This is a genomic window from Capnocytophaga stomatis (assembly GCF_002302635.1).
In the GTDB taxonomy this organism is placed as follows: domain Bacteria; phylum Bacteroidota; class Bacteroidia; order Flavobacteriales; family Flavobacteriaceae; genus Capnocytophaga; species Capnocytophaga stomatis.
In genome coordinates this window covers 1,230,652-1,253,903 of record NZ_CP022387.1, presented here as the reverse complement: position 1 = coordinate 1,253,903, position 23,252 = coordinate 1,230,652, and the positions used below count along the sequence as shown (strand labels likewise).

The 23,252-nt window shown below is 36.2% G+C and carries 21 protein-coding genes; 15 read left to right on the top strand and 6 right to left on the bottom strand.

What is annotated here, in order from left to right; translation table 11 throughout:
- Positions 1–35: 35 nt before the first annotated feature.
- The 5 genes from rbfA to dut all read right to left on the bottom strand — a co-directional run bounded on the left by rbfA (position 36) and on the right by dut (position 3,532).
- Positions 36–428 (bottom strand): 30S ribosome-binding factor RbfA, encoded by a 393-nt coding sequence (gene rbfA, locus CGC58_RS05660; RefSeq protein WP_095895699.1) that lies wholly within the window; start codon positions 426–428, stop codon positions 36–38.
- A 93-nt stretch (positions 429–521) separates the two neighbouring features.
- Positions 522–953 (bottom strand): GNAT family N-acetyltransferase, encoded by a 432-nt coding sequence (locus CGC58_RS05655; protein WP_095895697.1) that lies wholly within the window; start codon positions 951–953, stop codon positions 522–524.
- A 33-nt stretch (positions 954–986) separates the two neighbouring features.
- Positions 987–2,306 (bottom strand): murein hydrolase activator EnvC family protein, encoded by a 1,320-nt coding sequence (locus CGC58_RS05650; RefSeq protein WP_095895695.1) that lies wholly within the window; start codon positions 2,304–2,306, stop codon positions 987–989.
- Between the two features lie 9 nt (positions 2,307–2,315).
- Complete coding sequence (locus CGC58_RS05645) at positions 2,316–3,071, bottom strand: DUF4292 domain-containing protein (protein ID WP_095895694.1); 756 nt, start codon at positions 3,069–3,071, stop codon at positions 2,316–2,318.
- 26 nt (positions 3,072–3,097) lie between these two features.
- A complete protein-coding gene (gene dut, locus CGC58_RS05640; RefSeq protein WP_095895692.1) occupies positions 3,098–3,532 on the bottom strand; it encodes a dUTP diphosphatase in 435 nt (144 codons plus the stop codon).
- 98 nt (positions 3,533–3,630) lie between these two features.
- Here dut and CGC58_RS05635 point away from each other — a divergent pair, with 98 nt between their 5' ends.
- The 5 genes from CGC58_RS05635 (at position 3,631) to CGC58_RS05615 (ending at position 8,977) form a co-directional block, all read left to right on the top strand.
- A complete protein-coding gene (locus CGC58_RS05635) occupies positions 3,631–5,907 on the top strand; it encodes a GH92 family glycosyl hydrolase (protein ID WP_095895691.1) in 2,277 nt (758 codons plus the stop codon).
- 87 nt (positions 5,908–5,994) lie between these two features.
- Complete coding sequence (locus CGC58_RS05630; protein WP_095895690.1) at positions 5,995–6,261, top strand: hypothetical protein; 267 nt, start codon at positions 5,995–5,997, stop codon at positions 6,259–6,261.
- A gap of 74 nt (positions 6,262–6,335) precedes the next feature.
- Complete coding sequence (locus CGC58_RS05625) at positions 6,336–6,644, top strand: hypothetical protein (protein WP_095895689.1); 309 nt, start codon at positions 6,336–6,338, stop codon at positions 6,642–6,644.
- Positions 6,645–7,000: 356 nt separating this feature from the next.
- A complete protein-coding gene (locus CGC58_RS05620; RefSeq protein WP_095895688.1) occupies positions 7,001–7,693 on the top strand; it encodes a DUF6261 family protein in 693 nt (230 codons plus the stop codon).
- A gap of 96 nt (positions 7,694–7,789) precedes the next feature.
- Positions 7,790–8,977: a transglutaminase domain-containing protein gene (locus CGC58_RS05615; protein WP_095895687.1), complete on the top strand. Its 1,188-nt coding sequence runs from the start codon at positions 7,790–7,792 to the stop codon at positions 8,975–8,977.
- 63 nt (positions 8,978–9,040) lie between these two features.
- On the opposite strand, the gene CGC58_RS05610 is transcribed toward CGC58_RS05615, so the two are convergent.
- Positions 9,041–9,835, bottom strand: coding sequence for an IS5 family transposase (locus tag CGC58_RS05610; protein ID WP_095894635.1), 795 nt, complete (start codon positions 9,833–9,835; stop codon positions 9,041–9,043).
- A 164-nt stretch (positions 9,836–9,999) separates the two neighbouring features.
- Here CGC58_RS05610 and CGC58_RS05605 point away from each other — a divergent pair, with 164 nt between their 5' ends.
- The 10 genes from CGC58_RS05605 (at position 10,000) to CGC58_RS05560 (ending at position 23,245) form a co-directional block, all read left to right on the top strand.
- Positions 10,000–10,854, top strand: coding sequence for a hypothetical protein (locus tag CGC58_RS05605; protein ID WP_157909203.1), 855 nt, complete (start codon positions 10,000–10,002; stop codon positions 10,852–10,854).
- Positions 10,855–10,972: 118 nt separating this feature from the next.
- Positions 10,973–11,422: a hypothetical protein gene (locus tag CGC58_RS05600; protein ID WP_095895685.1), complete on the top strand. Its 450-nt coding sequence runs from the start codon at positions 10,973–10,975 to the stop codon at positions 11,420–11,422.
- Complete coding sequence (locus CGC58_RS05595) at positions 11,419–11,637, top strand: hypothetical protein (RefSeq protein WP_095895684.1); 219 nt, start codon at positions 11,419–11,421, stop codon at positions 11,635–11,637. The genes CGC58_RS05600 and CGC58_RS05595 overlap by 4 nt, the downstream gene beginning before the upstream one ends.
- 153 nt (positions 11,638–11,790) lie before the next feature.
- Positions 11,791–12,450, top strand: a complete 660-nt coding sequence (locus tag CGC58_RS05590; protein ID WP_317043849.1) for a septal ring lytic transglycosylase RlpA family protein — start codon at positions 11,791–11,793, stop codon at positions 12,448–12,450.
- Between the two features lie 126 nt (positions 12,451–12,576).
- Positions 12,577–13,902, top strand: coding sequence for a sodium:proton antiporter NhaD (gene nhaD, locus CGC58_RS05585; protein ID WP_095895683.1), 1,326 nt, complete (start codon positions 12,577–12,579; stop codon positions 13,900–13,902).
- A 44-nt stretch (positions 13,903–13,946) separates the two neighbouring features.
- Complete coding sequence (locus tag CGC58_RS05580) at positions 13,947–14,573, top strand: hypothetical protein (protein ID WP_095895682.1); 627 nt, start codon at positions 13,947–13,949, stop codon at positions 14,571–14,573.
- Positions 14,574–14,765: 192 nt separating this feature from the next.
- Positions 14,766–18,272, top strand: coding sequence for a leucine--tRNA ligase (locus CGC58_RS05575; RefSeq protein ID WP_095895681.1), 3,507 nt, complete (start codon positions 14,766–14,768; stop codon positions 18,270–18,272).
- A 33-nt stretch (positions 18,273–18,305) separates the two neighbouring features.
- Positions 18,306–19,379: a DNA-binding protein gene (locus CGC58_RS05570; RefSeq protein WP_095895680.1), complete on the top strand. Its 1,074-nt coding sequence runs from the start codon at positions 18,306–18,308 to the stop codon at positions 19,377–19,379.
- A gap of 4 nt (positions 19,380–19,383) precedes the next feature.
- Positions 19,384–19,818, top strand: a complete 435-nt coding sequence (locus CGC58_RS05565; RefSeq protein WP_095895679.1) for a type II toxin-antitoxin system death-on-curing family toxin — start codon at positions 19,384–19,386, stop codon at positions 19,816–19,818.
- A gap of 106 nt (positions 19,819–19,924) precedes the next feature.
- Positions 19,925–23,245, top strand: coding sequence for an N-6 DNA methylase (locus tag CGC58_RS05560; RefSeq protein WP_095895678.1), 3,321 nt, complete (start codon positions 19,925–19,927; stop codon positions 23,243–23,245).
- Positions 23,246–23,252 lie beyond the last annotated feature (7 nt).

Here is a 23,252-nt window from a genome sequence, read left to right as displayed (position 1 = left end):
AGCGTTTTGCTATGTGAAAGACGGCTTTCAAAAGCTTATGATTTTTTTCGTTTATAAAGTAAGTCGCGATTTTCTATCGGATTTTCCTCTCCTTTAAGAGATTTCTCAATTCCTTCGATATATTGCAGAGAATCATCTACATAGAAGAGCAAATCAGGCATACGTCTGAATTGGTTTTTTGTGATTTGTGATAATTCGTGCTTAATCATCGGTGTGTTGGAAGTCAATCCTTTAAGTATTTCAGGAGCTTTTTCTTCAGGAAATACGCTCAAATATACCTTCGCTACGGATAAATCTACCGTAATGTTTACTTTCGTTACTGAAATTAGCAAATTATTTTGTCCTGCATCGCGGATTGACTGTTGCAATACTTTGGCAAGTTCTTCCTGAATGATGCCTGCTATTTTTTTTTGTCTGTTACTTTCCATATGGCAAAGATAAATGATTTAAATTGAAAAGATAAAAATAAAATCTGAATTAGTTATATTGTTGATTTTATGTTAAATAATTCGGTTTTTAGCTTAATTACTTTTGATTGGCATCGCAAAAAGCGTGCTGTCTTTTTCGGAGAATCCCATTCGTTTGTATAAGCGATGAGCGGCTTCTCGTTTTGGATTAGAGTATAATAGTAATGTGTTTATTTCCAGTTCTTTAGCTTTGTCGATTAACGCTTGTACGAGGCGTTCGCCAATTCCTTTTTGTCGGTGATTTGATGAAACTACAACATCTTCAATCCAAGCTTTTCGCCCCGAAATAACATCGTAAACAACCATTGTGGCCATTCCTATGATTTTATTTTCATCGGTACAAACCACAATATGAGGTGGTTCGGCGAGTTGGAAAAGTTTTTCCAAAGGAGTTGTTTGAATGTCAGAAAGTTCGGAAAACAGAACTTGTATTTGATTTTCAACTGTTTCCGTTAAGTCCGATTTTTTGATGAAATGCATTTCCATAAAAGATTTATTTTTAAGTTTCTGATAATAAAGTTACATTTTGTGTATCCAATATTCTGGATTTAAGCGAGTTGTGTTCTTGTATAAGAAAAATTTCATTTCGGTTTTTCCGTTGCTGTCAGTGAAAATTTTTCCTAAAGATTCCTTTGTTTTTACTTTATCTCCCTTTTTTACATATACATCCGTTAGATTATAGTAAATGGAAATATAATTTCCGTGACGTACCTGAACCACTTTGTTGCTTCCTGGAATGGACTGAATAGCAGATACTTCGCCTTCAAAAACAGACCGTGCCTCGGCTCCTTTTTCCGTAGCGATAGTTACACCGTTGTTGTAATGCTTTACATCGGGGTACACAGGGTCGCTATATGTCCCGAATCCTTGTGATTTATAGCCCTTTACCACAGGCCAAATCAAGTTTCCTTTGTTTGCTTCAAAATTGTTAGCCACTTTTTTAGATTCGGGAGTGAGTACAAAGGAAATTTCACCCGAACTTATCGCCTGACCTTCCGTTTTATTTTTTCCTTTTGAATTGAGTGCTTTTTCTCTTTTGTTAGCTTCAATGATTGCTAAGCGGATAAGTCTTTGAATTTCACGGTCAATGGCATCGGCTTGCTTTTGTTTTTCTCGGATTTGCTTTTCGTAGTTACGCTCTTTTTGGCGTATGTTAGTGGCAAGCACTTCCAATTCTTTTTTTTCTTGCTGAAGCGTTTGTTCTTCTTTTCGGTTTTCTTCCAAAACAACTTTTTTCTCGTTGCGTTGTGTAATAAGCTGATTGTTAATTTGTTTTATTTTTTCCGACTTTACTTGGATTTCGCTTACTTGCTTTTTCCGATAATCGGCATATTGTTTCATATACGAAAATCGTTTGTAGCCTTGCCAAAAACTTTCTGACGAAAGCAAAAACATCAATCTGTTTTGGGAAGATTTACTTTTGTACGATTGCTTTATGAGCTTTGCATATTCCTGTTTATGGAATTTTAATTCTTTTTGCAAAACGTTCAATTGCTTTTCGTTTTCATCAATTTCTTTTGAAATAAGATTGGCTTGTTGCTGTGTAATTTGAATTAATCTTGTGCGGGCTTGTATTTTTTCATTGGCTTCCTCAATTTGCAATACGGTCGATTTACGTTGCTTTGTTTGCTGAGCTCGTAATTCCGACATTTGCTTAATTTGCTCAATAATAGCCTTTTTCCGTTCTTCTAAATCTTTTTGTTTGGTTTGAGCAGAAAGAAAGAAAGGCAAAAACAGAAGCAATATTTGAAGATGAGCAGTCTTGAATATTTGAAATTTAAAATCCCAAATATCCGATTTGCAAAATTTCCAAGTCCGAAGATTATTCCATTTTTTCATTTTCAAAAATTACTTAATTTCTTTCGTTCCTGACGGAATTTTGAAAGGAAAGTTTACATTTTCATTGAGTTTTATTCCGTTGAAAGTAAGCTCAATACTTGTGTTTTTATTTCCGTGTAAAGTGCTAACTTTCACTGTAGCAGGAATTAACACATTATCAATTTGTTGGTAAGAAAATTCGGCTTTGCCCTTTGTTCCTGAATCTCTTTCAAAAACATCAAAGAAACCAAGACGGAAATTCCCCGGGTTGATTCCGTACGTAACATCAATGTTTTGATTTTGTTTTGTCTCCAAAATATAATGCTGATTGCTTCCTTGCAAAAGTTGTGCTTCTTTTGTTAGCGGATAGATAGATTGCCCCAACAATAAATTTTGTAAATTTTCGAAATTCACATCAAATCCCAAAAGCTTACTGATGTATGAAAAATCTCCATCAAAATGCTCATTCTCCAACCTATTGTAATAACTTGCTTTTTCGGGAGTTATGAGTGCTTTTGCAATTCCTAATGGGGCAGAAAGCCAAATGGCTTTGTCTTTTTCCATTCGGAAACTCAGTGAGATGGATTGCGAGCCTTTTCCGTCATCGTATGAAGCCAAAACACTTCCGCTGAGGGTTTTGAATTCAGGGAAAGAACGTTTGTGCCACTCTACAATGTCTTTGGCTTTCAAATTTTTGTTTACCTCTTCTGAAGATACTAACGCTTTTTTTGATTTACAACTTGTTAAAAATAAGCAAACTGCAAAAAATGTAATTATTTTTTTCATTGTTTTAATCTGGTTTTGTGGAAGTTTTATTTCTGTCCTGTACTTCCAAATCCGCCTGCTCCTCGCTGGGTTTCAGTGAGTTCTGTTGCTTCTGTAAGCTGTGCTTTTTCATATTTTGCAAAAACCATTTGGGCTATTCGCTCTCCGTTTTCAATAGTGAAAGGCTCGGAAGAAAGATTTACTAAAATCACACCGATTTCACCACGATAATCGGCATCAATAGTTCCGGGGCTGTTCAAAACGGTAATTCCGTGCTTGGCAGCCAATCCGCTTCTGGGGCGAATTTGTACTTCATAGCCTTTCGGGATTTCCAAAAATAAGCCTGTTTTTACTACCACTCTTTCCAAAGGCTGCAAAACAATAGGCGTTTCCAATGAAGCTCGGATGTCCATTCCGGCAGAATCTTCCGTTTGATAACAAGGTAACGGATTTTGAGAAATATTTTTAATTTTTACAATCATATTTTTTTACTATATCAGAAGGGCAAAAGTACCAAAAATAGTTGAAAAGTTGAAAAAAATCTATACCTTTGAAACGTGTAATAAATAAATTAGTAGAGATGAACTTAAAATACACTGTTTTTTCAGCGTTAAGCATTTTGTTTTTAACCTCTTGTGAAGATAAAAAAACAACGAATCAGAATGTTGAACAACAACCTCCAAAACCGCTTACAAGTTACGTTGACCCTTTCATCGGAACGGGCGGACACGGGCATACCTACCCCGGAGCTACCACGCCCTTCGGAATGGTGCAAGTCAGCCCCGTAAACGGAATCAGCGGTTGGGATTGGTGCTCGGGCTATCATCACAGCGATACGCTTTTGATTGGCTTCGGACATCTGTCGCTCAGCGGAACGGGAATTGGCGACCTGAATGACATCTTGCTAATGCCCGTAAATCAAAAATACGACCTTTCCCAACTTTCCACCGGAAAAAAAGACCAATATCCCAAAGCTGCTTTGGAGTTCCGAAACCAAGTGCCGTATAAAGCACGCTATTCGCATCAAAACGAAAAAGCCCAACCCGGTTATTATCAAGTCTTTTTGGAAGATTCTAAAGTGAATGTAGAACTCACCGCCGATACATATTTCGGTTACCATAAATATTCGTTTCAAAAAGGCGACAAGCAATCCGTGATTTTGAATTTGGGATTTGCCATCAATTGGGACAATCCTACAGAAACTTTTATCAAAAGAGAAACCCGAAAACTTGATATAAATAATAACGGAAACATCATTACGGGGCATCGTTTCAGTACGGGGTGGGCAAAAAATCAAAAAGTGTTTTTCGCCATTGAGTTTTCAAAACCCATTCAGGAAATTCAACTGCAACAAACGGATAAACAAATCACTTCGGGGCAATTTTTCTTCGATGAAACCTCTGGGGAAGAACTAACGGCTCGTGTGGCGATTTCTTCCGTAAGTGAAGACAATGCGTTGGCAAATTTGGATTTGTACGACAAGCGTTCGTTTGAGGAAGTCCGCCAAAAAGCTCACGACACTTGGCAAAAGCACCTTTCTTCCATAGAAATTGAAACGCCTGTGGATTCGCTCAAAACCATTTTCTACACGGCTTTGTATCACACGCAAATTGCTCCCGTAACTTTTTCCGACAGAAATGGGCAGTTCCGTCAGCAGAATGATAAAATCACCCAAACAGACGGTTTTACGGCATATTCAACGCTTTCCCTTTGGGATACTTTCCGTGCTGAAAATCCGATAATTACCTTGCTTCAACCTGAAATTGCTGCCGATATTGTCAAGTCGATGTTGGCCTATTCGGATGTGATTGGAAAATTGCCCGTTTGGACGCTCTACGGAAATGAAACCGATTGTATGACGGGTTATCATTCCATTCCCGTGATTGTGGAAGCCTATTTAAAAGATGTGCGTTCGTTCGATGCCGAAAAAGCATACCAAGCAATGAAAAAAACGATGTTGGGCGAGGAACGCGGACTGAAATTCTACAAACAATACGGCTACATTCCGTTTGATAAATGGGACGAGTCCGTAACCATTTCGTTGGAATATGCCTACGATGATTGGTGCGTAGCTCAAATGGCAAAAGCCTTGGGGAAAACCGATGATTACGAGTTTTTTATGAAACGAAGCGAGGCTTACAAACATTTGTTGGACACCGAAACGGGCTTTATGCGAGGCAAATCATCAGACGGAAAATGGCGTACGCCTTTTGACCCAAAACACTCCAACCACCGCGAGGCAACCGACTACACCGAAGGAAACGCTTGGCAACATTCGTGGTTTGTGCCTCACAATCCGCAAGGATTTATCGATGCTTTCGGCGGAAAAGAAAAATTCGTACAGCATTTGGAAAAACTCTTTACCGAAAGTTCCGAAATTACGGGCGATAATGTTTCGGCGGATATTACGGGGCTTATCGGTCAGTACGCTCACGGAAACGAACCGAGCCATCACATTGCTTACCTTTTCAACAAAGCAGGAAAACCGCATCGCACCCAATATTGGATAAACGAAATTTTGAAAACGCAGTACAACACTACGCCCAACGGCTATTCAGGAAATGAGGACTGCGGACAGATGTCGGCTTGGTATGTGTGGAGTGCAATGGGCTTGTATCCGATGAATCCCGCTTCGGGCGAGTATGAAATCGGGCGACCGCTATTTGAAAAGGCGAAAATCAATCTGCCTAACGGAAAAATATTTACCATCATTGCCGAAAACGTTTCTGCGGAAAATATGTACATTCAGTCGGCAACGCTCAACGGACAAAAATTAGAAAGAACCTTTATCACCGATGAAGAGTTAAAAGCTGGTGGCGAGTTGAAATTGGTAATGAATAAAACACCGAAAAAATAATAATGTAAGGGCGGAATATATTTCTTCTCTACATCCAAAAGTGTATAAATCTAAATTATAAAAAAAATAAATTTAAATTATAAATATATGAATATCAAAGAGATTAATCCGAATGCAGTTGTAGTAACCACCTCTTATGTTACACAAAATCAATGTCCTATTGTTTCTGTTTTTTATGATGAAGATGGTGATCTTCAGGTTTTTAGTCAAGAAGGTGCCGATATGGAAAAAGTACAACTCATTACCTTTCAACAAATAATTACTATTGACCCAAGTCTTCTTACAATTGGCAATCTCAACAAAGGAGAACAATTTTACAGAGATAGTCCTAAGGAACAATGGAGAAAAATATAAACCATTTATAATTAAATGTATGAAAATTTTTGAATCAGAAATACAAAAATATTTAAATTGAGACCAATTCAGGTATGAGAACATACATAAAGAAGGAGTATAGCAAAAGTATTTTTAAAAACTACTATGCCTTTTTTGATGATTTTTTGTTCAAGTATGGAGTTATATCCATTAATATTCATGGAATTACAGATAAAGAAAATAAATTTATACCTTACTTAAAGTTCGCTAAAAAGAATATTTTTAGAGAAAATGAAGGCTTTTTGGATTTGTCAAGTCAAGGAGTTAGTGGAGATGTAGCTCAAAGATTAATGGCGAATTATTTAATTTCAAATTTGAATTTTGTGCCATTGGATAGACTTGAAAATTGGTCTGATGATTGATTTGATAAAATAGAAATTCATAATATCCATTCTTTATACTATTTTCTTCAATCATCGTGAGGGAAGCAATAGGAAAATTCCCAAAGGTCAAATCAACGTGAGGGAGGTAATGGGAAATTTCCCAAAGGTTAAATCAACGTGAGGGAAGTAATAGGAAAATTCCCAAAGGTTAAATCATCGTGAGGGAGGTAATGGGAAAATTCCTAAAGGTCAAATCATCGTGAAGGACGTAATGAGAAAATCCCCATTATGGCATTCAAGGGAGGGTTAGCGATTTTTACTTAAAATTTCTGAAAAGATAAATTTGTTTTCTAAAAAAATAGAAATATCTTTGTGATATCAAAAATGTTTTTGTTATGAAGAAATTAAACTCAAAAGCACGTGTATCGGAAGTGGCAGACGTTGCCCACCGTCTTGTAGGGCAGTTTGCTCAGGAAACCACATTGCAAAATGATGCTTTCCTAAAAGGAGTATTTACCAAGATGGAAGCCCAAACTACCGAAATTTCGGTAGCTCTGAAAAAGGAAGCCGCCATTTCTAGATTGGAAGAAGCCGATGACCTTCGTGATGAAACCATCGGGAACTTCAAACAGATTCTGCTGGGGTACAAAGCGATGCGTTCTGCCGAAATTAAAGGATGGGCAGAGCGGTTGTACGCCGTTTTTGACCGTTACGGAATGCGTATTACGCGGGAGAATTATTCGAGTGAATCGGCACATATTGAGTCGCTCTTACGAGATTTGTCAGCGTCAGATTTGCAGGACGCCATTAACGGACTCTCGGGCGTGGCGGAAACCATAGAGGAGCTTCGCACGCGTCAAACGGCTTTTCATACCGAGCGAATGGCGTATGAAAAAGCCGTGTCGGAACAAGGAGCAACGGCTTCGGCAACTTCGCTGAAAAATCCTTTGTTGGAGCTTATCAATACCAAATTGGTAAGTTTTCTCACCGCAACGCAAGAGGAAGAACCCTACAAGAAATTTGCCGGCGTAGTGGCACAAGTTATCGGCGAGATGAACGAAACCGTTTCCCGCCGAAACAAAAAGTAATCCTCAAAAGAGCGAAAATTTTTTCGCTCTTTTGTTTGTATTGCTATCAACATTAAAATCACTTTAAGAGTACTAACAATTAAATATATAAATACAATGAAGAATTTACTGTTATTTTTAACGAGTTTCTTGTTTTTGATGGCTTGCCAAAAGGAAGAAAATCCAAAAAGCGAGGAAACAGACATTCCACAGACTTCCGTTTTTGCTACCGATGACGGGGCGACTGCCTTAAACGGAACAAAAATGGAAAATTTCAAACAACTTTTGGAAAAGACCAACCTAAAATACATTTCCACACCATACGAACCGCATCTTACTGCCTCTCAAATAAGTGAAATAAAAAAAATAACCGACAATTTAACAGTGCAGGGTGATGCATCAAAAACTTTTAAAAACATCTTCGACTGGGTACATAAAAACATCCGATACAATCTTTCAGACAATGAACCCTATGCGGTGTTTCGCAATCGTGTGGCGGTATGCCAAGGATATGCCAACTTGTTAAAAGTGATGCTTGAAACGCAAAACATACCGGCTATCGTTGTTTATGGTAATCTGAAAGACCCCAATGCAAGAGGTGCTAACGACACGTCGTTAGGACACGCTTGGAACTATGTGTTAATCAACGGAAAATGGATGGTCAGCGACCCCACCAACAACAGAAATTTTAAAGCCGATGAATTTAAAACGTATGCCCATTTAGAACCGATGTATCTGAATACCCATCTGTTTGAAGACGATAACTTTGCGTATGCTTATAACGAAGGAAGATTGTCAATCCGGAAGGTAAAAAAAGGCAATGAAAAATTGATTGTTCCGTTTAGTGTGATGGGATTTCGCATAACGGCATTTAATCCTGACCAAGAACTTCCTAATACTATTAAAGAGATTTACATCGGTAAAAACATTACCTCTCTGGGAAAAAACATTGTGGGGCTTAAAGCGTATGCCGGTAACATCGAAAAAGTATTGATAGATACGCAAAATCCGCAATTGGAAGAATACAAAGGAGTTGTTTACCAAAAGGGTGAATCTGTACCTTATCTTATTCCTAATAAGTTGCAAAAAATGGAGTTGAAAGGCATTGAAAAAGTTGGAAAAAATACAATTTTCGGGCATAATTCAGTTACCGAAATTATTTTTTCAAAAGATACTAAACGTATTGAAGCATACGCCGTAGAATCTTGTCCGAATCTTACACAAGTACGCGTCCACAAAGACACTGAAATCCAAGAGAATGCCTTTTACAGATGCTCACCCAATCTCAAAATTGTAAAATTCTAAAAAAACAGAGTAGTTTTTTAGTTTTTAAAATTTTTTACTCTTTTGTTTTTTTAATAAACTTGTTTAAACTTTTCGAATAAATGTTAGTATAATCCCTAGATACAACATAGCCATCCAAGTTGTGTTTAGGGTTTCATATCTTATAATCAATCCTTTAAAACCATCAAGCCACGCAAAACTTCTCTCTATTTTAAACCGATTTTTATATAATTCTTCGTCAAAATAAATATTTTCATTTTGTCCATTTCTGGGATTTTGTTTGATATTAGGTATTATTTCTTTTTCCTGTAAAAAACTTTTTAAGTCTCGGCTATCAAAACCTGCATCTGCATTGACAAACAAGCCTTTATGCTCTATTTTCGCTTCCTCCAAAAGATTCAAAATCTCTTTTAAAACAAAGTCTATATTATTCAAATCGTGATGATTACCGGATTTTGGACTACCCATTGCTAAAATTTGCCCCAAATTATCACACAGAAAGATAGAATTCGTGGTCTTTGACTTTTTTCTTAACTGATAACCAACAGATTGTCCTCCCATTCGACATCGAGTATGACTACCATCAAGTTGGACGCTTGATAAATCTAATTTTCTCCGATTCTCAAGCAACAAATTAAGCCAAATTCGCTTAAAACTACCATCTTTACTCCATTTATTGAAATAATAATAGACTGTTTGATAGCTTATTTTTTGGTCTTTAAAATACACTTCTACCGGAAGTTCCCTCCACTGGCAACCTGTTTTTAATCGTTTGACTATCAGAAGAAAAATTAATGATAAATCAAATTTTGTTTTAAATCCTCTTTTTCCAATACTCAAATGGGAAATAATCCATTTTTTTATTATATCTTTGCTCAAAGTTCCTTGATTTTCATTTTGTTATGCAAAACAAAAATGCTAAAAATTCTTGGAACTTTTAATTTTCCTCTTAAAAAGTTTAGACAGGTTTAATGTGAAAAACAAACGAAAATGCCCATCCAATGAGAGAATTTTCTTTTTTTTATATTTGAAAGGGTTTAATTATGAGAAGATTATATGTTATATTTTTGATAAACGGTTTGTTTATATGCTCCTTAACCAGCCAAACATTGATTCAACAAATTGAAGAAATTTATAGTAAATTGGATTCTGTTTCATATATTGAAAATGTAATATTATCATATAAAGAAAATTTATTTAAGGAAAATAGAAAATTTACTGATTTGATGTTGGAATTTCGGGAAAATTACGGTGAAACGGACTCTATTCAAAGGCAAAATATGTTCAACAATATTATGAAAAAACATAATATAGCAGAATTGAGGTATAAAGAGGAATTAGTTAATAAAAAAGTATGGGAAAAGATAGAATCTGCATTCGGAAAAGAAATAGCGATTGCTTATTCAAATCTTGATGGTTCTTCTCAAAAACAGCATATATATGATAGCATCTTAGGAGTGTTTTATAAGACTTCAATGGAAAGAAATTACAGTAAATTCATTTCTCTAATTAAGGATAAGTCTGTACATTATGTTTTGAATTTAGAATTGAAGAGTAGAAAAATGTTACAAGTGGACAAGAGCGATTTACCGTTTAATCTTTTTTGTTTTGATAAAAATTATAAAAATGACTTGTATGTTTATTGCGAAAATGGGAAATACAGTTGGCAAGATAATCGTTATAGAACATTTTCAAAACAAATCAGTAAAAAATTTTCTAAAGCATTCAGAAAAATAATGCAGAAAAAGCCTAAGTATTTATTGTACTGTTCTGAATTGGAAGGAATGAATACTATCTTGTATGTGTTGAATGACAAGATATTTGTTTATAGAATTACAGAAATGCAGGAATATAAATTAGAAGAATATGTTCAAGAAATTTTAAATTTTTGTAGATAAAGTGAGATATTTTTCTCTGGTTTGATTAATCATTTTTTTAACGAAGCGGAAAAAGTGTAAGATAATAATGAGAAGCGAAAATATTTTCATCCTTTTCATAAGCTAAATAACTACTATTATGAGAAATGGTTTATTATTAATTGCATTATGTGTTTCTCAATTTGGATTTTCACAAAACCAACTTGATTCAAAAGTGACTCTCAGTCTGGGGCATCAGTTACCACGTACACCTCGATGGAATGTGGATTATGTATATTCCTTTAACGAACAATACGGATTAGGAATGCAGATAGGCTATGGTAACTATTTTATTATGCCTCTAAAATTTGAATATATTGATACACGATTGCCTTTTGAAAAGGATTATTCACTGTTTGAAATCCGTCCTGAACTCTATTATAATATAGTTCCAAATTTGAAAGGAATACAATTTTTTGCTTCTGCCGAATTTTTCTACATCAAACACTCAGATAAACTTACCAATTATTCTTATTATAATCCGAATGGAAATGGATTTTTGTGCTATGAATCAGCAGTTTATCGGCGAATAAAAAAGGAAGTAATATGAATATTTCAGTAGAAACCAATATCACTCCAAGATTTTTTGTTCGGATAAAAACAGGATTAGGATTACGCTTGTGCTATGTACAATTGTCAGAAATTGTGAATACAGATAATCAATCAAGAAAGGATGTTATTCTTTTTCCACAGTATCTCTCTAAAGAAGGAAAAGACTTTGGGATTAATTTGCACTTCGATATACGTGTTGGGTTTCGTTTCTAAATATTAGGTTAAATCAACGTGAGGGAAGTAATGGGAAAATTCCCACGAGTTAAATCAACGTGAGGGAAGTAATGGGAAAATTCCCACAGGTCAAACCATCGTAAGGGGAGCAATGGAAAAAATTTTATGTAAGAACAAAAGATAACGTCATCTATGAAAAATACTCTCATCAAAAATGATGGTTGTAATTTTTTCATTCTGAAGAAATTTTGGGGAGATTCTGAAAAAATAAATATTTTTGCATACAAAAACGAAGAAATGAAACAAACAATTACTAAACTACTTACACTTTTGCTTCTGATAGGTAGCGTAACGGCTTGTAGCGGGCAGAAGGTCTATAATGAAAACTCGAAAAAACAAACCGTAAAAACCAAAAGTACAAAAACTCATAAAAAGAGCGTTTCAGCCAAGAAAAAAAGTACAAAGCCTCAAAAGAAAAGCGTTTCCCAAAAAACATCTCACAAAAAGGAAACAAAGCCTGCTTCGGCTAAAAATATTGTGCTTCTGCCTACCGAACCCTATAAAAAACAAGTAATCGCCACCTATTATCACGATAAATTTAACGGACGCAAAACTGCCAATGGTACTATCTTTGACAATACCAAACAAACCGCAGCACATCGTACGCTTCCTTTTGGTGCTGTGGTTAAAGTGATTAATCGCATAAATGGCAAATGGATTTATGTTACGATAAATGACAGAGGTCCCGTGAAGAAAACCAGAGAAATAGACCTAACCCGAAGAGCTTTTATGGACATTACCGATGATACAAAAAAAGGAGAATTGCTGGTAGATATCGAAATAGTAAAGTAAAAAAATCTGTACGTACATATTTTTGCGAATTTCGTATAAAAAAAAGATAATAAAGTCGTTATATATATACTTTTATATTACATTTGCACCCGAAATAAAAATATTTTAATATTCAGGATTACAAGTATGGAACTTTGGGTTGTTACCATCTTTTTTATCGGCTATCTTTTTATTACGATAGAACATCAGGTAAAAATTGACAAAACGATTTCGGCTTTGGGGATGGCTTCGGTTTGTTGGGCGTTGTTGAAAACGACAAATCTTACGGTTTTTGACATAGGAAGCGAAGGACTCGAACCGATTAATCTTGAGGATAATACGTCGGCTATTGATGGTATTTTATTGCATCATTTGGGTAAGGTAGGAGAAATTCTTTTCTTCCTCATCGGTGCGATGACTATCGTAGAAATTATTGATATGCACCGAGGATTTGAGATTATCAAAAAGATTATCAAAACCAGAAAGAAGAAAAAACTACTCTGGATTTTAGGCATAGTGGCGTTTCTTCTCTCGGCTTTAATTGATAATCTTACGGCAACAATTGTATTGATATCTATCGTTCGTAAATTGGTTCCGCTTCGTAACGAACGTATGTGGTATGTTTCCCTCGTGGTTATTGCTGCCAATGCGGGCGGTGCGTGGTCGCCCATAGGTGATGTAACCACAACAATGCTTTGGATGGCGAACAAAGTAACTCCTGCAAAATTAACGGAATATGTGCTTATACCTTCAGTTATCTGTTTTGCAGTTCCCTTTTTGGTGGCTTCTTTTCTGCCGGTGTTTCAAGGGAGATTGGATATTCCGCGTTCGGACAAAACGCAAGCTTTTAAAAGTAGTATGCCAGTACTCATCATAGGATTTGTATCGATTATTTTCGTTCCTATTTTCAAAACGGTAACCGGATTGCCTCCGTATATGGGAATGCTTTTTGCTTTGGCTACGATGTGGTTTTTTTCGGAATTACTCAAACCGATTAAAGAATTAGATGAAGATTTAGCAATTTCATTCTCAGCACATAAGGCATTGTCCCGTATTGAAATGTCGAGTATTTTATTTTTCTTAGGAATTTTGCTTGGTGTGGCGGCGTTGGAGTCCATCGGGGTGTTGTATAATTTTGCTAATATCCTGAATGAAACTATTCCGAATCAAAATATTGTGGTAGCTTTATTGGGTATTGGTTCGGCAGTAATTGATAACGTTCCGCTTGTTGCGGCGAGTATCGGGATGTTTCAAGAGCCTATCGATAGCGGGCTGTGGCATTTTATTGCTTTTGCAGCAGGAACGGGAGGAAGTTTGCTTATTATCGGTTCGGCAGCAGGAGTGGCAGCGATGGGAATGGAGAAAATCGATTTCTTTTGGTATGCTAAAAACATCCTTTGGTTGGCATTGTTAGGTTTTGTTTCTGGGTTCCTATTTTTAGTATTGCTGGAAAGTTTCCACGTTTTTGGATAAAGGGTTGATTTTTAGTTAGTAATAGATTTGATTTTTTGATAATTATGAGAAAACTAAATTATATTTTTGGGTTTCTTATTGTGTCGGCAATAAGTCTCTTGAGTTGCAAGAAAGATGATAATTCGGAAGAAGTTCCGCAATTGGAACCGCCGTATATTCGTATGAAAGTGGATGGCAAATGGTGGAATGCAAACGACAAGCTGGAAGATTTCACGGTTTATCCGGCGGCAGAATCACAAGCGAAGTATCCTTGGGAAATGGGCGTGAAAGGTGTTAATAAAGAAACTTGGGAAGATGATTTATATGAATTCAGAATTCGTTTTCCGTTTAAAGAGAAACCTCAAGTGGGGAAAACCTACACTTTTCAGGTAACTAACCAAAGCGAATTAAATTTCGATTTGAGATTTTTCGACAGACCTATAGGCAGAAATATTTCCGGATATTACAGGTATTCATCTCACTTTGCTGTGTACATCAATGGTCGTTTCAACAAAGTGGAATCTCATCCTTTTACCGTTACCATAACAGAGTTAAAACAGATGCAGGCAGCTCCTGATGGTTACGCAGAATATCTTGTTTCAGGCACGTTTTCTGGTAAAATGATACATAAAGAAAGCAAAAAAGTGATTGAAATTACTGACGGAGAATTTAAATCGGTAATCAAGAAATAGTTTTAAAGTTTAGATAGAAAACTTTTTGGAAAAATAAAAGAGTCGTTCTTTGAAAAGAATGGCTCTTTTTTAGTTTGTATCTTTTAAGGTATTACTCTTCAATTTTTTGTTATTGTTGCCAGAAATTCATTACTTTTGCGTCTTTAATCAGATTATTAACAATTTAAAATAACCGCGTGTGCGGCTCGCACTATGAACTACAACCATAAAGACATCGAAGCCAAATGGCAAAAATATTGGGCAGAAAACCAAACTTTTAAAACAGAAAACTATTCAGAAAAACCGAAATTTTATGTGTTAGATATGTTTCCGTATCCATCGGGAGCGGGGTTGCACGTGGGGCATCCACTTGGGTATATTGCATCAGATATTTTCGCACGATACAAACGCCACAAAGGCTTTAACGTTTTGCATCCGCAAGGGTACGATTCGTTCGGATTACCTGCCGAGCAATATGCCATACAAACAGGGCAACACCCCGAAAAAACCACTCGTGAAAACATCGCTCGTTACCGCGAACAGCTCGACAAAATTGGCTTTTCGTTCGATTGGAGTAGAGAAGTAAGGACTTCAAATTCCGATTATTACAAATGGACACAATGGATTTTTATTCAATTGTTTCATTCGTGGTATAACAACACTACCAATAAAGCGGAAGATATCCAAACACTTGTTCAGCATTTTGAGAAATTCGGAACGGAAAACCTAAATGCTGCTCAGACCGAAGAGCTTCACTTTACCGCCGAGCAATGGAAAAATTACAGCGAAGAAGAAAAACAAAACATTCTACTCAATTATCGTTTGGCGTTTCGTGCCGAAACTACCGTTAATTGGTGTCCGGCTTTGGGAACGGTTTTGGCGAACGACGAGGTAGTAAATGGCGTTTCGGAACGAGGCGGATATCCTGTTTTTCAAAAGAAAATGACGCAATGGAGTATGCGTATTACCGCTTATTCCGAGCGATTGTTGCAAGGCTTAGAAACGGTGGATTGGAGTGAATCCGTAAAAGAAAGCCAACGCAATTGGATAGGAAAATCGAAGGGAGCGAAAATTATTTTCCCCCTAGCCCCCGAAGGGGGAACAAATCCAAAGGCGGATAAATCGTTCAAGCAAGGGTATATGACAGGAGGGAATAATGCCCATCTTTTGGCTGAAAAAGCAAAAGATTTACGAAATAATATGACCCAAGCCGAAACTATTCTTTGGGAGGAGCTAAAATCTAAGAAATTAGATGCTAAATTCAGAAGACAACACGTTATTGGCGATTATATCGTTGATTTTGTATGCCTTGCCAAAAGGTTGATTGTGGAAGTCGATGGAGGATATCACAATTCTGAAAATCAGCAAGTTTTAGATAAAGAACGAACAGAAATTCTAAATGAATTGGGCTTTGAGGTTATTCGATTTACAAATGAAGAAGTTATTGCTGATTTAGAGAATGTTCTTCAAAAAATACAAGAAAAATTAGCTTTAAAAGTTGATGTTCGAGAAGAAATTAGTGTGAGTGCATCGGTTTGTCCCCCTTCGGGGGAACGGGGGATTGAGGTGTTTACAACAAGACCCGACACCATTTTCGGCGTAACTTATCTCACTTTAGCTCCTGAACACGAATTGGTTTTACAAATTACAACTGAAGCACAAAAACAAGCCGTTTTGGATTATATTGAAGCAACTTCCAAGCGTTCGGAAAGAGATAGAATGGCGGATACCAAAACTATTTCGGGAGTGTTTACGGGAGCTTATGCTGTCTGCCCAGCAACAGGCTATTACTTGCCAATTTGGATAGGTGACTATGTGTTAGCAGGTTACGGAACGGGAGCTGTAATGGCGGTTCCTGCGGGAGATGAGCGTGATTATGCCTTTGCAAAACATTTTGCGGGTGCGGAAGGAATGCCTGAAATCATTAATATTTTCGATAAAGATATTTCAGAAAACGCATTTACTGAAAAAGGCGGTTTCAAATTGCAAAATTCGGATTTTCTCAACGGAATGGATTACGAAGAAGCCACAGAAAAAATCCTTGAAGAATTGGAAAAAACGGGAGTAGGGAAGGCTAAAATCAACTACCGACAAAGAGATGCTATTTTCTCGCGTCAGCGATATTGGGGCGAACCTGTGCCTGTTTATTATAAAAACGGAATGCCTTACACGTTGCCACTTTCAGCCTTGCCGTTGGAACTTCCTGAAGTGGAAAAATACCTCCCAACCGAAGATGGTGACCCGCCGTTAGGAAACGCAAAAGAATACGCTTGGAACGAAGCCGAAGAAAAAATCGTAAGTACTGATTTGATTGACAATCAATCGGTTTTTCCTTTGGAACTTTCTACGATGCCGGGTTGGGCGGGGTCGTCTTGGTATTGGCTTCGCTATATGGACGCACATAACGAAAAGGAATTTGCCTCGCAAGAGAACCTAAATTATTGGCAAAATGTAGATTTGTACATCGGTGGAAGCGAACACGCCACAGGGCATTTATTATATTCGAGATTTTGGAATAAGTTCCTTAAAGACAGAGGATTTATACAAGCTGAAGAGCCGTTCCAAAAGATGATAAATCAAGGAATGATTTTAGGAACAAGTGCGTTTGTATATCGTGTTATTTTTAAAGATATTACAGAGACGATAGAAAGTATTAGAGGTCTTTTGGGAGAAAATATTACGTTTTCTGATGCAGAAAAAACGAAAATTAAAGAGTTAGAAGAAAATAATAATGTTTTTATTTCTTATAACATTCTGCAAAGTGTAGATGATGATATGCCTAAATTCGGAGTGGGACAAATCTTACAAAGTAGTGCAGTAAATACAAAACTTACAAAAAGAATAATTGAAGAATTAGGTTTAGATATAAAAGAGGATGGTATTGTAATAGATTTGACTCCAATTCACGCCGATGTGTCATTAGTAAACAATGCTTCGGAATTGGATATTGAAGGGTTTAAACAATGGCGACCTGATTTTGCCGATGCGGAATTTATTTTGGATGAAAACGGAAAATATATCGTTGGTCACGAAGTCGAAAAAATGTCAAAATCTAAATACAATGTAGTGAATCCTGATGATATTTGCGAGCAATACGGGGCGGATACCTTGCGTTTGTACGAAATGTTTTTAGGTCCGTTGGAACAGGCAAAACCTTGGAATACCGCAGGAATTACGGGCGTTTCGGGCTTCTTGAAGAAGTTTTACAACTTGTATTTTGATGCCGATGCGGTTTCCATTTCTGACGAAGAACCGACCAAAGAAGAATACAAAATCTTGCATACGCTCATCAAAAAAGTGGAGTACGACATTGAGAATTTCTCGTTCAATACTTCGGTGTCGGCATTTATGATTGCGGTAAACGAATTGCAAAAAATCAAATGCAACAAACGAGCGATTTTAGAGCCTTTGGCGGTACTTATTTCGCCGTATGCACCGCACATTGCCGAGGAGCTTTGGGAAGTTTTAGGACACAACGAAAGCATCAGCCAAGTGCCGTTCCCAACTTTTGAGGAAAAATATTTGGTGGAAGACAGCAAGGAATACCCAGTGAGTTTCAACGGAAAAGTGCGTTTCAAAATCGAATTACCATTGGATTTACCAACCGACGAAGTAGAAAAAATCATCTTGGCAGATGACCGCACCCAAACCCAACTCGGCGGAAACCCTCCCAAGAAAATTATTGTAGTTAAAGGGAAAATTATTAACATTGTACAATAAATTTTTTCTGTTTTTGAAAGAAAATAATATGCTATGAATCATGATTTTACAAAATCTTCAATAGACAGGCAAAACATACTAAATAACCCTAAATATGTAGAAAATATTCAACAATATTTAGGCGTTAGTGGAATGTTTTATAATGAAGAATATCGTTTTACAATAGCTCAAACTGCTGATTTTTATGGAGTTAGTCAAAAAACAATTAGAAGATACATAGATAATCATCAGCAAGAGTTGGAACACAATGGTTATTGTGTATTGAAAGGTCAAAAGTTAAAAGAATTTAAAGAACTTTTTGGCTACCTAATTTATGGAGATATTGAAGAAGATTTCACGATGGACATTGATGTCCATCGTGAAACACAAAATACTGATAAACAAAAACTTAAATCGATTAAAAATTTAGGAGTTTTTAATTTTCGTTCATTTTTAAACATTGCAATGCTTCTTACAGAAAGTGAAAAAGCCAAGCAAATTCGTTCTGTAATTTTAGACATTGTGATTGATACACTTAATGAAAAATTAGGAGGAAATACCAAATACATCAATCAAAGAGATAGCGATTATATTATTGCCATTTTAGAAGAGCCAAGGTATCGGAAAGAATTTACCAGTGCATTAAATCGGTATTTGGAGATGGGCAATGCAAAATATAGTATCTATACCGATGCGATTTATCAAGCGATTTTTTTAGAAAACGCCAAGGAATACAAACAAATTTTGGACTTAATAGACACAGAAAATGCAAGGGAGACAATGTATGCAGAGGTATTGAGATTGATAGCATCGTTCGAAGTTGGGATTGCCGATGAAATGAAAAAAATTTTTGAAGAAAAAGGCAGAAAATTATTCCCCCAAGAATTGGATAAATTGATTAATAATTTTGCTTCCCAAAGATTTTGGATTCCTCAATTAGAAGATGTTCGTACAAAAATGGCTTCACGAGATTATGGTTTTCGTAAAGTTGTACATCAACGATTAGAAAACTATATTCAAAGCGTTCCAAAGGGAGATTACGACCGATTTTTAGGCGAAAATAGCAAAACTTTACAAGAACAAATACAAGAAAATATAGATGTTTTTTTGCGTTTAAGAGAAAAATAAAGTGATGGAATTCAGATATTTTGATGTAAAATACGCACTAGAAGTTCAAGATTTTATTATTGAACAATCAGGAGGGAAGAAAGGGTTACTGAATGATGGCTTACTGAGAAGTGTTTTGGAACATATACAAAATGATTGGTATTATCCTACTTTGGAAGATAAGGTTTGTCATTTGTTATTTTCTATAAACAAAAACCACGCTTTTAATGATGGAAATAAAAGGAGTTCTATTTCTTTATCAGCATATTTTTTACAAATCAATGGCTTTGATTTTCTTGTAGGAAAATTTATTCGAGAAATGGAAAATATAGTTGTGTATGTAGCTGATAACAAAATAGATAAAGAGTTGTTACACGAAATAATCTGTGAAGTTGTTCAGAAAAATGAATTTTCAGACACACTGAAATTTAAAATAATAAACGCATTAGAAAAAGAATAATAAAACGATAGAAACCCACCGTGGTGAAAGGGAAAATCGTGAATGTGGTGGTGTAGGGACGAGATATATCTCGTCCTCTATACAAATATATTAAAAAGAAAAAATAATGATTACCAAAAATAACTTCAAACAACTGCTCACACATTTAGGTTTTGCAGAACACAAAAATATATTTACCAAGAAAATTCACAGCTACGAACTAAAAGTGGATTTCAAAAATGAAAATCTGATATACCCAGATGGACTTACCGCCCATCGTGATACGACCAAGAATTTTTCGCAACCTGAAAATTTTGTAGTGTTTGAGTGTGTGCATAATTTACTTCAAAGTGGTTACAAACCCAAACACATTATTTTGGAACAAGGTATGCCGGGTGGACACGGAATGACAGGCGGTTTTTGTGATATTATTGTGCAGGACAACGATAAAATTCCATACTTGCTTATAGAATGTAAAACAGCAGATGACAAAAAAAGCAAAGAGTTTTCCAAAGCGTGGAACAAAATGAAGAAAGATGGTGGACAGCTTTTCAACTATTACAACAGCTATCGCCAGGCCAAGTGGATTTGCCTTTATACGACCGATTTTGATGAAGAGACACAAAAACACAGCCCCCTCTATCATCTGATTTCAATGCAGGACAATAACGAGTATTTGCAAACCAACAGCCATTTTCGTAGTTTTAGAGAAGTTGCTGATGCCAATAGTGGCAAAGAAGAATATTTTAAAGTTTGGAAAGAGACTTATCAGTGCGATTTTATTTCTCATAATTTATTTGAAAGCGAAATTTTTAAAGTGGGTAATCGCCCCTTTGGTATTGATGATTTAAAAATCGTTGATGGTGAAACCATTGCCAAAAAATACCACCAATTTGCTACCATTATGCGTCAGCACAATGTATCGGGGCGTGAAAATGCCTTTGATAAGCTCGTCAATCTATTTTTATGCAAAGTGGTGGACGAAAACAAAAATTCCGATAATTTAAAGGTTTATTGGCGTGGGGCAGCATCAGACGACCATTTTAGCCTACAAGACCGCCTGCAAAAACTCTATAAGGTGGGAATGTTTGACTTTTTGGGCGAAGATGTTACTTATATTGAAGAAAGTGAGATTGAAAACGCCTTTAAATTTTTCAAAAATAAAAAAGACGAAACCAAAAAGACCATTTTGGATTATTTTAAACAGCTCAAATTCTATTCTAATAATGCCTTTGCGTTTTTAGATGTGCATAATGAAAATCTGTTTTTACAAAATGCCATCATTTTAAAAGAAGTGGTGCAAATGCTCCAAGACATTCGCCTAAAAAATGAAGACGAGCAACATCAGTTTTTGGGCGATTTGTTTGAGGGCTTTTTAGACCAAGGGGTGAAACAATCCGAAGGGCAATTTTTTACGCCAATGCCGATTGTCAAGTTTTTAATTTCGTCTTTACCATTAGAGCAGATTTTACACAACGAAGCCACACCCAAAGTGATTGATTATGCTTGTGGGGCGGGGCATTTTTTGACTGAGTATGCCACTCAAACCAAACAAATTATCGGCAGTGGCGACAAAGAAAAATTAAACACGCACTACCAAAACATCTACGGCATAGAAAAAGAATATCGCCTTTCCAAAGTGGCAAAGGTTTCGGCTTTTATGTACGGGCAAGACCAAATCAACATCATTTATGCCGATGCGTTGGCGAAAAACTCGCGTATTAAAAACAATGATTTTAATGTATTGGTTGCCAATCCGCCATATAGCGTCAAAGGATTTTTAGCCACGCTTTCTGATGAAGACAAGCAAGCCTTTGATTTATACGACAACCTTTCCGAAGACAGCTTTAATTCCATTGAAACCTTTTTTATAGAAAAAGCCAAGCAACTGCTCAAAACTGATGGCGTGGCAGCGATTGTTTTGCCGTCGTCTATTTTGACCAATGGCAATATTTATATCAAATGCCGTGAGATTATCCTTAAATATTTTGATTTGGTAGCAATTGCCGAATTTGGTTCGGGGACTTTTGGCAAAACAGGAACCAATACTGCCACTTTGTTTTTAAGACGAAAAGAACAAAAACCTGATATTGCCGAGCATTATAAAAATCGTGTAGAAGAATGGTTTAAAGGCGATTTTAATACTCAAATCCAGCAAATATTTGCTGATGAACATTTGTTGCAAAACTATTGTACGCATTGCGGATTGGATTTCTCCGAATATAAAAAATTCTTGCAAGGGCAAGAAAATACCATTTTTGACAGTGAAATTTTTGCCGATTATAAAAAGGAATTTGATAATTCAACAGAAATCAAAGGTAAGAATGGATTAAAATCAAAACAATATTTTAAAAAGTCGTCAAAACAAGAACAAGAAGATTTGTTAAATGAAAAATTTAGAGAGAAAGTTCTGCAAAAAGAGAAAGAAAAAGTCTATTTCTATCTCTTGGCACAAGACAATACAACCGAAGTACTCATTGTAAAAAGTCCTGAGGATAAAAAAGCAAGAAAAACCTTTTTGGGCTATGAATGGAGTAGTGCCAAAGGTAACGAGGGAATAAAATATTTGGGTGGAACGGAAAGAAAAGAAAACGAAGATGATACCTTGGAGGTGCTAAAAGGTATCTATGGTATCCAAACCCCACTATTCAATCCCAATCACTTAGGCGATGAAAATAAGATAAACACCTATATCCGCAAACATTTTATGGGTGAGTCTTTTACCATTTCCGAAGAAAATAAAGACTTTGTAAGTCTATTGCCCTTGACGGATATGCTGGATTTTTCACGCACTTCCTTTGATAAGGTTTTAAGAACGAGTGTACAGAAAAAGATTGAGGTGAAGAGTAAGTATCCGTTGGTGAAATTGGGGGATGTTACGGAAATTTTGAGTGGCGGTACACCTGATACAAAAAATAGCGAATATTGGAATAATGGCACAATCTGTTGGGCAACATTAGTGGATACAAAAAATAAATATTTAACAGATACTCAAAGAAAAATTACGCAAAAAGGACTGAGTGAAAGTAGTGCTAAGTTACTTCCTATCAATACGGTTATTTTTTCAAGTAGAGCAACGATTGGCGAGGTAACGATTGCGAAAGTTGAGACCTCTACCAATCAAGGTTATAAAAATTTTATTTGTAATGAGCGTAAAATTAATTATCTGTACCTATATTACATTTTAAAAGACCAAGCCAAAAATATTGAAGAAATTGCTGGTGGAATGACCTATAAAGAAATTAGCAAAACAGATTTGTCAAATTTTAAAATCCCCCTGCCACCTTTACCTATCCAAGAACAAATCGTCGCCGAGTGCGAGAAGATAGACCAAGAATATGAAAACAGTCGTATGTCCATAGAGGCGTACAGGGGCAAAATCGCTCAAATTTTCCACGATCTCCAAGTTTTGGAAAAAACTGAATGGGGGGGGGGTAAAACGCTTTAAAATCAGC